This is a genomic window from Paenibacillus sp. FW104-T2 (genome assembly GCF_058789975.1).
In genome coordinates this window covers 14,068-27,589 of record NZ_JBYTCE010000009.1, presented here as the reverse complement: position 1 = coordinate 27,589, position 13,522 = coordinate 14,068, and the positions used below count along the sequence as shown (strand labels likewise).

At 45.2% G+C, this 13,522-nt stretch carries 12 protein-coding genes; all 12 read right to left on the bottom strand.

Annotated features, from left to right (window positions below; all coding sequences use genetic code 11):
- Positions 1 to 77: 77 nt before the first annotated feature.
- The gene (locus AC3WQ3_RS13185; RefSeq protein ID WP_095286466.1) at positions 78 to 1,628 is read right to left on the bottom strand and encodes an ABC-F family ATP-binding cassette domain-containing protein; all 1,551 of its coding nucleotides are present in this window, start codon (positions 1,626 to 1,628) and stop codon (positions 78 to 80) included.
- Positions 1,629 to 1,766: 138 nt separating this feature from the next.
- Complete coding sequence (locus tag AC3WQ3_RS13180; protein ID WP_492472474.1) at positions 1,767 to 2,762, bottom strand: hypothetical protein; 996 nt, start codon at positions 2,760 to 2,762, stop codon at positions 1,767 to 1,769.
- A complete protein-coding gene (locus AC3WQ3_RS13175) occupies positions 2,749 to 3,300 on the bottom strand; it encodes a hypothetical protein (RefSeq protein ID WP_336781981.1) in 552 nt (183 codons plus the stop codon). The genes AC3WQ3_RS13180 and AC3WQ3_RS13175 overlap by 14 nt, the downstream gene beginning before the upstream one ends.
- On the bottom strand, positions 3,297 to 3,695 hold the full coding sequence (locus AC3WQ3_RS13170) for a hypothetical protein (protein WP_336781982.1): 399 nt from the start codon (positions 3,693 to 3,695) through the stop codon (positions 3,297 to 3,299). Before AC3WQ3_RS13170 ends, AC3WQ3_RS13175 begins: the two co-directional genes overlap by 4 nt.
- Before the next feature lie 16 nt (positions 3,696 to 3,711).
- A complete protein-coding gene (locus tag AC3WQ3_RS13165; protein ID WP_095286462.1) occupies positions 3,712 to 4,197 on the bottom strand; it encodes an ABC transporter permease in 486 nt (161 codons plus the stop codon).
- Between the two features lie 64 nt (positions 4,198 to 4,261).
- The gene (locus AC3WQ3_RS13160) at positions 4,262 to 6,328 is read right to left on the bottom strand and encodes a hypothetical protein (protein WP_492472473.1); all 2,067 of its coding nucleotides are present in this window, start codon (positions 6,326 to 6,328) and stop codon (positions 4,262 to 4,264) included.
- On the bottom strand, positions 6,318 to 8,144 hold the full coding sequence (locus AC3WQ3_RS13155; protein ID WP_492472472.1) for a pilus assembly protein CpaF: 1,827 nt from the start codon (positions 8,142 to 8,144) through the stop codon (positions 6,318 to 6,320). The genes AC3WQ3_RS13160 and AC3WQ3_RS13155 overlap by 11 nt, the downstream gene beginning before the upstream one ends.
- Positions 8,145 to 8,151: 7 nt before the next feature.
- Positions 8,152 to 8,982: a CpaE/TadZ family protein gene (locus AC3WQ3_RS13150; RefSeq protein ID WP_492472471.1), complete on the bottom strand. Its 831-nt coding sequence runs from the start codon at positions 8,980 to 8,982 to the stop codon at positions 8,152 to 8,154.
- Positions 8,979 to 9,692 (bottom strand): hypothetical protein, encoded by a 714-nt coding sequence (locus AC3WQ3_RS13145; RefSeq protein ID WP_336781986.1) that lies wholly within the window; start codon positions 9,690 to 9,692, stop codon positions 8,979 to 8,981. The genes AC3WQ3_RS13150 and AC3WQ3_RS13145 overlap by 4 nt, the downstream gene beginning before the upstream one ends.
- Positions 9,693 to 9,766: 74 nt before the next feature.
- The gene (locus AC3WQ3_RS13140) at positions 9,767 to 10,783 is read right to left on the bottom strand and encodes an SAF domain-containing protein (RefSeq protein WP_492472470.1); all 1,017 of its coding nucleotides are present in this window, start codon (positions 10,781 to 10,783) and stop codon (positions 9,767 to 9,769) included.
- A gap of 30 nt (positions 10,784 to 10,813) precedes the next feature.
- Positions 10,814 to 12,289, bottom strand: a complete 1,476-nt coding sequence (locus AC3WQ3_RS13135; RefSeq protein ID WP_492472469.1) for a serine/threonine protein kinase — start codon at positions 12,287 to 12,289, stop codon at positions 10,814 to 10,816.
- A gap of 179 nt (positions 12,290 to 12,468) precedes the next feature.
- Positions 12,469 to 13,518 carry a 23S rRNA (cytidine(2498)-2'-O)-methyltransferase RlmM gene (locus AC3WQ3_RS13130; protein WP_492472468.1) on the bottom strand — a complete coding sequence of 350 codons (1,050 nt, stop codon included), beginning with the start codon at positions 13,516 to 13,518 and terminating at the stop codon, positions 12,469 to 12,471.
- Between the last annotated feature and the right edge of the window lie 4 nt (positions 13,519 to 13,522).

Below are 13,522 nucleotides of genomic sequence, written 5' to 3'. Positions count from 1 at the left end.
TTTTTTTGTCACCGTTGATTTTCAAACTCATGTTGCTGAATGTTTTGATTGTAGAGCACTAGATTGCTCCGCAACAACTAGTTTTTCTCAGACCAGGCTTCAACGTCCCATGTCTTGGTGACCCAATCCTGATAAAATTCAGGTTCATGCGAAACGAGCAGCACTGTACCTTTAAACTCTTGTAAAGCTCGTTTTAGCTCCGCTTTTGCTGTTACATCCAAGTGGTTTGTCGGTTCATCAAACAGGATCCAGTTGCTTTCACGCATCAGAAGCTTGCACAAGCGAACTTTCGCTTGTTCTCCCCCACTAAGTGCACTCAGCGGACGAGTGATATGCTCGTTTTTCAAACCACAGCGGGCCAGATGCCCGCGTACTTCATTCTGAGTTAGATGGGAGAATTCGTTCCACACATCTTCAATTGGGGTAATGTTACCAGCCCGAACTTCTTGTTCAAAGTAAGCCGTTTCCAGATAATCCCCCAGGAACGTTTTACCGCTGATCGGCGGGATTTTGCCCAATATGGTTTTAAGAAGTGTCGACTTACCTACACCGTTACATCCAACAATGGCTATTTTCTCACCACGTTCAATGGTCATTGTCATCTTAGGCAGCAAAGGGTAGGAATAACCAATCTCGAAATCAATTCCCTCGAATACTGTTTTGCTGCTGGCACGGGCATCTTTGAATTTAAATGTCGGCTTTGCTGCTTCATCCGGGCGATCAATTCGTTCAATCTTGCCCAGCTGTTTCTCACGGCTTTTGGCACGTCCGGAAGTGGAGGCTCTTGCCTTGTTACGCTGAATGAAATCTTCCTGTTTCTTAATATATTCCTGCTGTTTCTCATAAGCGTCGATATGTTGTGCTTTTTGCATATCGGCCATTTCAAGAAACTTATTGTAGTTGGCAGCATAACGCGTCAATTTAGCAAATTCCAGATGATAAATGACGTTAACGACTTCATTCATGAACTCCGTATCATGTGAAATCAGGATGAATGCATAAGGGTAATCTTTCAAATATCGCGTTAACCATTCAATGTGCTCCACGTCCAGGTAGTTTGTTGGCTCGTCCAGCAAAAGAGCCGTCGGTTTCTCGAGCAACAACTTGGCGAGCAATACTTTGGTCCGTTGTCCACCGCTTAGAGCAGCGACGTCACGATCAAGCCCAATAGCGGATAATCCGAGGCCGTTCGCCATTTCTTCCACTTTTACATCAATCAAATAAAAATCGCCCTGTTCAAGCTGCTCCTGGATTTCACCCATTTCTTCCAGCAGTTTTTCAAGCTGGTCTGGGTCTGCATCAGCCATCTGGTCTGTAATGGCCATCATTTCTTTTTCCAGTTCAAGCAGGGGAAGGAAGGCATCTTTTAAAACGTCACGGATTGTTTTGCCAGGAGTCAGCTTGGTATGCTGATCCAAATATCCGTAACGGACTTTTGGTGTCCACTCTACTTTCCCGCTGTCTTTCAGCAATTTTCCGGTCAAAATGTTCATTAAAGTGGACTTTCCTACACCATTTGCTCCGACCAAGCCTACACGCTCTCCTGCAAGTAAACGAAAAGATACATTTTTAAATAACGTGCGGTCACCAAAATTGTGACTGACGTTCTCCACTGACAATAAACTCATGAGATGAGGTTGCTCCTATCTATTTAACATTACTTTTTATTCGGTATTGTTGATACCGGTCAAGTTCTGAACTGAAACCCTATTTTAGCACAGGACCTGCCTTTTCTGAAAGCAATGTAGTAAGCGCAGCAGTCTTACTTAGTGAACAACCTTGTTTATGTAACAATTCCCCTCAAAATACCCCGCCGCCGCTGCCTGCTTCGCATCGGTAAAAACTTCTTCAGCTCGGAAGTTATTCTTACAAGTTGCTGGATAATAATACTTTATGCCGGTAGAAGGTTCTATCCCTCCAATGACTGCTGTTCTTTTAACCAACCTTCCTCCACCGATGGCATAGGTGTTTACCTTCTGGATCCCTACAGGCAAGCCTTGAATAAAGGCCATGATCCCCGTATCATTAATCGTATTGTACCAATCCTCCTGAGAAATAAGAGGCAAGGTAAACGTATAGGATATCCCGTTTCTTCTTGCAAACTCATTATGCCGATTAATGACTTCAGCGAGATTCTCCTGTACGCTCATGACGATGCGAGTTTGTCTGACCTGCTCAAACGAATCTGAATTTTGCAGCAATGGAATTCCACTAGTCGAAGCGAGTTCCCTTTGAAAACCTTCAATCCATTTACCCTGAACGGCATCATAAGCATAAACATAACCGTCAAGTGTAAAATTAATGCTGCTGCCGTCTGAATCTGAATATGTATAAGGCATTTTAGGACTCCATACCTGGTGGTACGAATCATCAATCTCACCAGTCATCTCCGCTTCCTTAGCTAAGATATAATAACCATCGTAATCCAGTACAACTATGGCCGGTATGTAATCAAACAGTGCTTGTATTGCCTCTGGATCGTCATGTATGCCCATATTTAAGGCCATCGTCTGAGTGAATGTCTGAAGCGCCAGTTCCTTATCTGCCTTTACGAATTTGGTGGAATCATATCCTGCCTCACTGTTTTGCTTCTCATTCTGATGCATTACGTTTCCCGCGTCCAATACAGCTGTTTGGAGGGCTGATCTATACCTATGATTAAGAAGCTGAGCTTCATCCGCATCATGGGTATTCCGAGAAACCATCCAAAAAAAGGGTAGAAATACGAGAACAAACACAATGGACAAATCAGTAATCTTCATTGAGAACCATGCCTCCATAAGTGGTAAACACTGCTGCCGCAGGAGCCGTACCATTCAGCCACTCGCGAATCAGCATGGCTGATGTCCGATTGGTATTTTTAAGTGTAATCGTGAAAAAGTCACCCACGGTCAGCGTGTATCTACGAAGCGGATCATCGGCTGCGTACGCGCCCGAGACAGGGAACATTTTTTCTAAGATTTGCGCTGAGTAATATGCATCCTGTACCGTCTCATATGTTCCTGTAAATGTACCTTGATCCATCGGATCCGTGTAATGAGGAACATATTTTTTGTGCAGATGCTCCATGGAAATATCATAAACATTGCCTGTTCGCGCCAGCTGTTCTTCAAATTCGGCATACATCCCAGGAGAAATGTAACCTTTCGTTCTGACTGAATCCACAAAGCGGGTAACCGTCTGATATGTGACCATTCGCGCTATATCGTCTTGTCGATCTGCCGTTTCCGCAGTCGGATATACATATAGCAGAAGTACTGCCAGCATAACTGCTAGCAGCTTGGATACAGCATTTATCAATTGATACTGGCCTCCCTCCAAAATGCAATTCGAAGCAATTCCCCGCTATCATCTCTCATAAACTCCGGTTTATAGGAAGCGGACACGTGAACAGGTATGGTCGCACTTCGGTTGATAAGCGGGTCTATCGTATACTTTTTCCCGTCAACCTGCACTTCCACCGCTGTACCCGTCATTTGTCTAACCGTATGTAACACCTCAGCTCCGCTGTAACGAAGGGGTTTGCTTATTCTTAATGTCGTATTTATTCTTCCTTCCATGTCTTCATTCGTGTGCACGCTGGAACTCAAAGCACTGGCCAATACGCTAACGCTTTGTTGTCCATATAGACAGGCTGTTACAAACAGGACAATTGCAGTACAAAACAACATGAGCTGCTGTGTATTCTGGGACAATGGAAACCAACTCCTGTCAGGATTGCTGGAAGATTAGTCCTCTCACCACATTTGATTTGTCTTTAACGATAACGGCCTTGAACTTTCCACTTGGGTTAACGTATTGATTGTCCTTTTCGCTCATCGTCTGATTAATACTGCCCACTTTGTTATCTGGAGCAACAACTGAACCGTAGTCCGCATTATTAATATCCTGAGAAATGTTCAACTCATTGCCATACCACTGACCACCCTTGTTTTTTCCTGTAATGACCTGGATACCAAATTGATCCTTGTCCGCATATTTTCGCAGTGCGTTAGTAACTTGGGAGCCACTGATCGTAGTCCCGTCATACACCGTAAATGCGGCCTGAGACAATTCTGTCTGAATGTCCGCAAAATTGTTTTGCGCTGTTTTGGTCGCCTCCTGAGCAGAAATAAACAGCAGCACTACAATCGTAATAAGGGCAATCGTCAAAAAGATCCCTGCGGCTACCTTTAAAGCACTTGAAGCATTATTCATGTTAAATCCTCCTAAGTTTTGATAAATAAATGTACATCAGCCTGAACGGGTTCAACCTGAACCGCTACAGCTTCTGAATTTGTTCATAATAAATGTTCATTTGCAGGAAGCTCATACCAACAAGCGGGATGACCAGATAGAGAAAAATAAGGGCATACATCGGGGTAAAGCCAATCATTCTGCCCCATGAGGCTTTTGCATCTATCATTCTGGTATACTCCTGCTTCCGCTGATCAAAATAAAAAGTCATCATACTGTCCAGATCATCAAACGCTTCACGAATCGATATTTTACCGAGTGCAAGCTGCAGTTTGTCCACCAAACGCTGAAATTCAGGCAACCCTGCATCCTCTTTCAGCTGCTCGAGTGCATTTTCTGGTCCATGTTCAAAGTGCAGCAGACATTTTTGAAGGGGTCGTTTGAAAATGACGGCAAAGCGATTAAGCCATTCCAAAATCTCTTCAACGGACATTCGGTCCATCTCACGCAAAATGGAGATCACCGTCTGATATTGGTAAATTTCGTGTTTCATGTCCATACTTCGCATTTTACGCTGGAACATCATGAGCCATATGGGCATGTAATATCCCGCCGCGCCGATAAAGATTGCAATCAGCAGCTCCCACCAGTGCAAATACTGCTTGTTGTATACTTCGAGCTTTTGAATAATGCGCAGACTGGTCTCAGTTTGTGTAGCAGAGTCTAGTGGGATGGAGGAAACCTGTTGTAACATGTTAAACACGTCATCATAACTAGTTCCACGTTTCATGCCTAACCGCTCCATTACCTCTCGGTCCAAAGCTGTTTTTTCTGCAGCCTGATTCAGTTCCGCTTCGGCCATTGCTCCAAACATGCGGTCATCTCTTACCGGATCGTATAGAACATGATTTCGTTCAATATGATGAAGCAGTAATATACAACCGATAGCCAGTGCAAAGGAGCACACAAACAACATCAGTCTGCGGATCGCCAGCCACTCGTATTTTAATTCAGCGCTGCTCTCCCTCATCAGCCTTACGGTCTGGGTATAATTTGTACTTCCTGGTTTAGCAGCAAACAACATGGCCAATTTACGAATGAATTTTTGGTTGTACAAGAAACGGTCCATGATGGAAGGTTTGTGCCCTGAGCGGAATCGCGTTTCATCGTAATGCTGAAGTCTCTGCAACAGCAAGTAGGCCAAAATTATGATGATATAGATGGATATTTTGGTTATGAATCCAAGCTTGCTGCGGTAAAACTCATCCATGGTCGGGAAACTGCCTCTCGCCCAGCGTTCAATGGGAGCCGTAAATAATACCGGAGCCAGCGCAATCATGTTTAATCCTCTTAAAAGGTAATCCAACTTGTCCCGCCGTAAAATTTCCAAATGAATTTCCTGAGTCAGGTTTCCCAAACCTTTCAGGTAGATTGAACCTTGAGCTCTGTCCTTGTCCCCAAACTCCATTACCATATAGGAGATGCCAGCAAAAGCCTTCAGAAATCGGTTGGGGGCTATCTCGTAATACCTTTCCAACGCTTCATTGGGATCTGGTGAAGTCAGTGCCTCATAGATTAGCAATACCTGATCGGCAGCTTCACCCACACCAGCTTCTCCAGCTTCATAGAGTGCTTCTTCGATCATCCCGTGCTGGTGGTATCGATGTCGCACGTCCGCAAACAGATCCAACATTTGGACCAGCAGCCGTTTCTCTGTGCGATTCAACCACAAGTCCACAACAAGACTATGGATTACGACAGCGCAAAGTACAGACAAAATGACGAAAGCAATCCCTGGTTGCATGAAGAACAGCACGATACTAATACTTCCGCATCCTCCCGCAACAATCAGAACAACAGTCATGGTCATACGTCGTAAAGATGCTTCGTCTCCAACATGTCTGAATGAGATCCGCTTCTGAATTAAATAGATGTAAGATGCCAAAATCGGTACCCTCGCACCCCAGCGATAGGACTGCAGCAGAAATGACCTTAACCGGACCGTTCGATTGGCAACAGGAGTTGTTGTTCCAGGAACTCTATCGCTTAAGCCCTTCCCCCTCTTTTGAAAGAATTGGAGAGTCAGGAGCGTAATCACGAGCCCGGAGATACATATACCCAGCAAAAGGATAAGCCACGATTTAGTTGTCATGCATATCACCCCAGTGCCGCTCAATAAACTGTTCAAACTGTGCAGCATCGTGCAATGTCATTTGGTCCCGCATATCCATAATGCAGCTAGGTGACAGGGGAGCGGTTACCACATATTCGCCATCCTTGTATTCAATGACATTCCGAAAAGCAAACCCTGCCCGTTCTTCCACACTGTCCACCTGATCAGCACGAGGCAGGCACTCTGTAATTCGCTCTATGTATCTGCGTCCTTCGGGGTCCTTTTTCATGTGCACATCAAAATTGATGACACTGACGACCTGTTCTTCAGCAATGTGCTCATGTTGAAACATGCCTGTTTTGAGCAAAGAGTTGCGGAGCGAGAATACCAGATCCCGGAATGTCTTGGCATGGTGGGTAAACAGAGTGAACAAACTCGCCACCTGCGACATTTGAATCATCCAGGCAGCAACCTCATCACTCGCAACCTCTCCCAGTATGTTGACTGTTCCATCTGTTTTTTTCTGCAAATCCAGTCCTTGTTGACCTGAAATATGTTCCGTCTCCCGAAAGCTCAGAATATTACGACGACTGTAGATTCGACGCAGCTGCAGCTCGAATGCCATTTCTTGTACACGCAGAGTGTATGAGGCATAGATATGCTTGACCATCGCCATCAGCAGCGTCGTTTTACCAGATCCCTGAGCACCAGTCACAGCTGTAATACGACTTCCTTTCATGAGGTACTTCAGTAATGTGATTGGCAGTTCGGCATTGCTGCCGGTTATTAATTGCTCAAGCAACGCATTGGGAATATCGAATTTCCGGACAAAAAACGCCCAGGATTCTGCAAAAGGAGGCCGTACCACAACGACACGAGAGCCATCCTTCATTTCGTTAACCTTATATCCATTCGCTTCAGATAACTGACCAGGATAATTATATTTATAAATATTCTGACAAACCCTCTTCAGCTCCCGTGTACTACCAAACGATAAAAATGAAAGATGGATCGACTTCCCTTTGTAAAAAATCCAAACACTCTCCATACCACTTAGCGGAACGGCAACGGGTGTATCCTCCAAGCCATCTTCCAACAGATCATTCCAGGAAGCCGGGTGCTTAACTCCGATATCCTGCATGGCATCCAACATACCGCTAACCCCACCGCTAACCCCGTCAATTCGCTGGTCTCTGATTTCATCTACAACCGAGAAGCCTTTGTAATGCTGGTATATCCGCTGGACGATAATATCCGTTTTTTCTCTAAATCCGAGTTCACGGTACTCGCATTCAAATACATACCGGATATCTTCCTCGGAAACATAATATCCACCGCCGTCCTCAGCACCATCCTCCAATCGGAGTTTGCCCAGATCGTAAGTGTCAATCAAGCGTGACAAGGCATCGACGCCGAACTGCTGTCGGTACAGGTAAAAGACAATTTCAAACTGGTCTTGAACGGATAACAGCTCGGGTTCCGCAAAAAGGATGACTTCATCCACATTGGTTTTATTCAGACCTATGTTTCGAGTAAGTAAGTCAGCGATCAGGTTCTTTACATAGGTTTTGTCACTTATGCTGCCAGAGACGCAGCCTTTCAGCGCTTTTCTCATCTCGGCACGCTGATTGATTCTCCTGCGATATTCTTCTTCATGAAGACCGATATCCGCAAGCTGACTATGACTTAATTCATGCAGCGAGTTCTTCACCTGTTCAGTTAGCGTTCCAATCGTAAATGCCTCGCGTTCAGGAGTTCCTGCATTTTTTTGCCGATGGAATGATTTCGTTTTGATCCAGATGTATGTCAAAACAGCTATTACAATAAAACTGATCCCTATCGTATTCCAGAGCATTGAAGGTTCAGGCTCCCCTTTCCAGCCTTTTCAGAACAGTACGCATACCTGCACCGTCCATAATCAGGCGAGCAAGTTCAGCCATACTGGCGGCCATGCTTCCTTTTCGAAGATCTCTACTGTCACTCAATCCTTCAAGCTGCAGATACGTAGCCGTATCCCTCCGATTCACAGCATCCAGAAATGCAGTCGTATAAGGCACAATGGATATGGAGCCCTTGTAACGGAAACGTCGGCGAATGTTATTAAGAGTTGCCCTTGCTTGCGGATCATACTTGTTGATGACAACATGCATGTTTTGATTACTTAAGTGATCAGGTTTGTTGTGTTCAAAAAACAATTCCAGATCCCGCATATTTTGTGTCAAATTCACTACAACATAATCAGCTTGAGCCAGCAGAACGGTCGCATCCATTCCCTCACGGTCCACATCCAGCAAAACCATATCGTAGTACTCATTTGCCACTTCCAGCAGTGCTTTCAACGTTTCAATGTGTTCTTTGGGCGTACGTTCCATCTGGTTAATTCTTCCGGTCAATAAATCCAATCTATCCCGTAATAGCGGCTTCGCGTAATCCTTCAAATTATGCTTATTGAGGCTTCCGCTTATATGTAGTCGTTCTACTGCATCCCAACCACCCTCTTCAAATCTGAACAGACTGTCAGCCTGCCCTAATTCCATAGATGGAAGCGGTGCTTCAATACCACTGCCGACTGGACCTGTGTTCACTAATAAAACTCGGATCCTGTATTGAAGTGCCATGGCGTAGGCGCTAATTACTGCACTGGACGTACTGCCCGAACCTGCAAAAGGACTCCAAAACAAAATGTTGCTCATGCTCTCATCCTTTCCGCTTCCTTTATCGCTCTTCGACTACGAACACTTTCCCATCCAGTCAATTGTTCGAACAAACGACATAGTGATTTTTTGTAGCTCCGTGACAAAGGCCCTAACCGCACCCGACGGTGATGTTCATTTTCCAATTTCACCGCAGCAGTCAGTTCATCCCATGGAAGTATCAAAGATTCGCCTGTCCAAACAAAAGGACTTCCTTCCAGATAGGCCCATAGGTAACGTTCTTCCAATTTGCAGTCAACTGCATTAATCAGAATGCGCTGAAATGAAAGCTCTGTTGGTAATGATTGCTCTTCAAGAAGCCGCCTCAACCAGCCTTTTCCTCGTTCCAGATTGTAACGTTCATAATCACTCACCCAGACTCGAATATCAGCCGTGAGCCATAATTCTCTAGAGGCGAAATGGGAGGTTTCCATGTCATACAGGACAAAATCATAGGATTCCAAACCTTCTCCACTAGCCTCCAGATGACTCTCAACCGCGGCCGAAGTTACAAAGTGACAGGCAATATCAAAACCCTCAAATTCGGTGATACGTAGAGCATGGTGTCCTTCTCCAACCCCGTACCCATACTTTTGTTGTAAAGTTCCGTCAACCAGTAACACCCGCTTGCCTGAAGTGGCTAAAATTTTGCACAGATATAACATAAGATCATTTTTTTCACATAATCCAGCGAAAATCCAAGTATGCACGTGACACTCAACTCCTTCCTTTTATGCATTAATACGTTGTTATCAGCATTATATTTTTGCATTTCGAATGTCTATTACTCTCCTCCGGTCAACAGGTTTTTCTGTTCATCCGTATATGCGGAAGACTCCGTGGATTGATTGTTTCCATTTGTCGTTTGCTGATTGCTTCCTGATCCGTCATTCCATATGACTTCGTCCGAAATATTGTTAGAGCGAGGTCTGCTGTTATGAGAAACGGATGATTGTGCAACATCTTGCTCAACGCTTTGGGAGGGCGCTGTCATGGAAGCAGCCAGAGAGCTCTCAAGTGAACTCCGTACCTGTCTCGACAACTCCTGTTCTGCCCTTCGAACAATGTTCGGGTCACTTTCAAGCAGTTTCAGCACTTCACTATTGGCAGGGTACGTTGGAATTGCAGCTGTCTGAAACTGAGGCTCAACATACGTTAGTGCATAAATTGAAGCTTTATGTAAATAGGCATCTACGATTGCGCTGGACAGCGACAAAATCTCTTCCTCGGTCATGGTAATCCACAACGTCGCTTCATTCAGGCGCTCTACTTTCTTCTTGGACAGAAGGATATAGTCCTGACCTGTTGGAAATTGGATGCGAATGTCTATATTATCGCCTTGTGCAAGTGAAGTGGGTAATAAAACGACCTGCAGTTCACGATTTCTTAGATCTGGCGGTGCTGGCGTGTCTTCATAAACCATTTCGGTTGTTATGGCTGTTCCTTTTTTCAGTTCTATTTTGGCTACTTGCCCATCCATCTCTTTGGTGCTGGACCATAAATTACGTGGCGCTTGAGCATCAGGTATCGCGATAAGCTTAATATCCTGGGGTAAGATCGGTTCTCCTGCTTCAACGTCACGTACCGTTACCCAGCCTTGTGCTCCTGTGTTCCATTGCTGCAGTAGCTCAGCTTCTTTTTGTTCGTAAGCTGAAGCATACTGGGACTCCATTTCAGATTTGGTGTCATTCATTGTAATCACGTTGTAGATGACATATCCCCCGAATAATAATCCTACTGCTCCCGCACCGGTTAATCCGGCATAGATCATTTGTCGGCTTTGTTTTCTTAATTTGGACAAAAAAGGCTCTCCTTTCACAAGCTCCTCTAATCATGATTTTATTCTTCTTGCAAAAAACGAACGCTTCTTGGGCTGCTGCCCGATCAAATGATTCAATATATGGGCTAATACCTTGTCTGTCTGAGAATCCCTATCAAAAGGATCAATGTGCAATGGAAGTCCGTACACACTTGATGTATTCAAAGTTCTACGTACACGTTGAACAGCATCTGTGGCTGCAAGCGGCAAACAATAAATCCATTTGTCTCTCGGATAACGATGATGCGAACGAACAAATGCATTAATCTCTGCCTGCTTCCACTCAGCACCTGAGCCCACAACAATAGGCAGGTCTGCTCTCAGAAATTCCTCCAGTCGATTCTGATCCTGACCACTACCCAGATCCATAACGATGAATTGGTAGCTGCCACCCAGCAGAGACAAAATGTCTGCTCGTCCGGACTGCTTCCAATAGTGCACTCCGTCTACTGCAAACTGTCTTCCTGCCGATAATGGTTTCCCAGCTTGGGCAACTTGCTGAATCCTTGCAAACGATTGGGAGCGCGGCGACATCTCGATGACTGCCACCTTAAACTGTTGTCTCTCCAGGTAATGGCTAATGGCTATGGCGGTATGCGTCACCCCAACACCGGAAGATGCTCCTGTCAGAGCAATAACTCTAGTTCCACCGCTAATTGTCAATGTTGTCGAATCATTACTCTCCGTTATTCCAGGTCTTCGAAGCAGTTCTTTGCGGACTTCATCGGCAGATTGGAAGCGTTCCTCGGGGTTCTGTCTCAACAATCGCCGTACAACCGGAATGTAAGTGCGAGGTACATCACTGCGTATGGAACTTTCGACGCCTTGTATCCATTCTGTATATGTACCACCCGTCATGAGGTAGAGCAGCAGTGCTCCGAGCCCATACAAATCCGATCTGGCATCCGTCTGTCCGGTACCGTATTGTTCGGGAGCAGCAAACCCTGCCGTACCCAGTTTCACCGTATCCTCTGTATGCTGAGCCTTGAAGCTGCGAGCAATCCCAAAATCAATCAACCTGACTTCATGGTCTGGGGTTATCATAATGTTGGATGGCTTCAGATCGCGATAGATCACTGCTGGATTCAGACCATGCAAATAACTGAGCACGTCAAGTAATTGGAGCACAAAATCTGTCATATGTTCGAGGGGAATCTTTCCGCGACATTGCTTGTGATAATCACTCAGTGTCTGACCTTCAATGTATTCCATTACCAGGTACGTGTAGCCCTCTTCATCCGGTACAAAAAAATCAACAATCAACGGTAATCTGGGATGCCTGAGTGAGGTTAAAAGAGCAGCTTCCGTCTCCATACTCGATTCATATGGTACCGTAGCAACACTTTCTTTTATTGCCCAGGTTTTACCTGGCAACTTCATATCTTCTGCCTTATATACGTGACTCATCCCACCTGTACCCAGTACGGACTCGATTCGATATCGTCCTCCCAGCAGGCTTCCGTGTTCCAGCCTCGCCGGATGTCTCATGTATAATCCTCCTTTCTGCATAACAAAAAAGGGAAAGCTTACCGAAGTGCAACAGTCCGGTTATCCGGACTTGTCCACCTCGGGATGCTTTCCCTTGGATTCATTATGGTTAATATTGGTATCATTATAGTATACGCCACAAGATGTTGTAAAGTAGTAAATTTAAAATCTTTACCCGCTTAATATTTAATCATATAAAGTGTTATTTCCTCACGATTGTGAAACAATTGTTTGGATCGTTGAATCTGCATTCGTGAACGCTCAAACGTGTCAATGACTTCCTTGATCAGCGCAAGTGGTTTTTTATGAAGCAATTTTACCGTAACAACCGCTGTTCCACCGGATTGAAGACTGTATAACAAGTCCGAAACGAGTCGGCTCATCAATTTGGGACTCCAGCTCATGTCACAGACAAGCAGATCAAATTCACCTTCACGGAACCGAACATCACCTGCATTCTTTTTCAAAAACGTAAGTTTGGGCGATTCCAGAAGTGTGGCATCCATTTTGGCCGGGTCCACTGCTGTGACTTCTAGTCCTCGTTCCAGCAGAAAGGAAGTCCAACCACCAGGGGCCGCACCAATATCAAGCGCCTTGTGAAACGATGCAAAATCGATGCCAAATGTCTGCTCTGCCTCAAGCATCTTGAATTTGGCTCGTGAGATCTGGCCTTCCTCTTTTTGAAAGCGTACAGCTCCCCCGTTCCAGTCGGAAAGGTTCTGTTCAGGTCGTGATATGCCAGCATACAATACATCATCTGCCGCAAACACAGAAATAACAGAGTCTGCATCACGAACAACCCACTCACAGCCTAGTGTATCCAGCTTTTCGGTCAACCATTGCTTCAATGAAGCGGCGTTCTCCAGCCAAAATGAACCTTCCGTTTTACGAACCTGTAATGCCACTTTGGTTCCGGTCAACTCCGTATGGTTTGTAATAAAGGCAATCAGTTTCTCCATCGCCTGATTAGAATCTTCCGTATTCTCCTGAAACTGAACAGGCTGAATGTGACGTAAAAACGTTGGATTTTCCTCAAGGAGTTTGATCGATACCTCTTCTTCTGTTACCGGTAAGCCGGCAAGAAGGACTTCACCCGGTACAAGTACCGTGCTCTTAACAGCACCAAATGTACGGCGCAGTTCTTCCTGAGCATAGGGTGCAAAGCCATGATTGGCTGTGCAGATAAAACGGGAGAAGTTCCCTTCTCCGCTAGACGACTGTGTACTCAACTTG

Bases quoted from the DNA above. Each gene is read 5' to 3' on its own strand.
- AC3WQ3_RS13185 (WP_095286466.1), bottom strand. From the start codon at position 1,628: ATGAGTTTATTGTCAGTGGAGAACGTCAGTCACAATTTTGGTGACCGC.
- AC3WQ3_RS13180 (WP_492472474.1), bottom strand. From the start codon at position 2,762: ATGAAGATTACTGATTTGTCCATTGTGTTTGTTCTCGTATTTCTACCC.
- AC3WQ3_RS13165 (WP_095286462.1), bottom strand. From the start codon at position 4,197: ATGAATAATGCTTCAAGTGCTTTAAAGGTAGCCGCAGGGATCTTTTTG.
- AC3WQ3_RS13160 (WP_492472473.1), bottom strand. From the start codon at position 6,328: ATGACAACTAAATCGTGGCTTATCCTTTTGCTGGGTATATGTATCTCC.
- AC3WQ3_RS13155 (WP_492472472.1), bottom strand. From the start codon at position 8,144: ATGCTCTGGAATACGATAGGGATCAGTTTTATTGTAATAGCTGTTTTG.
- AC3WQ3_RS13150 (WP_492472471.1), bottom strand. From the start codon at position 8,982: ATGAGCAACATTTTGTTTTGGAGTCCTTTTGCAGGTTCGGGCAGTACG.
- AC3WQ3_RS13135 (WP_492472469.1), bottom strand. From the start codon at position 12,289: ATGAGACATCCGGCGAGGCTGGAACACGGAAGCCTGCTGGGAGGACGA.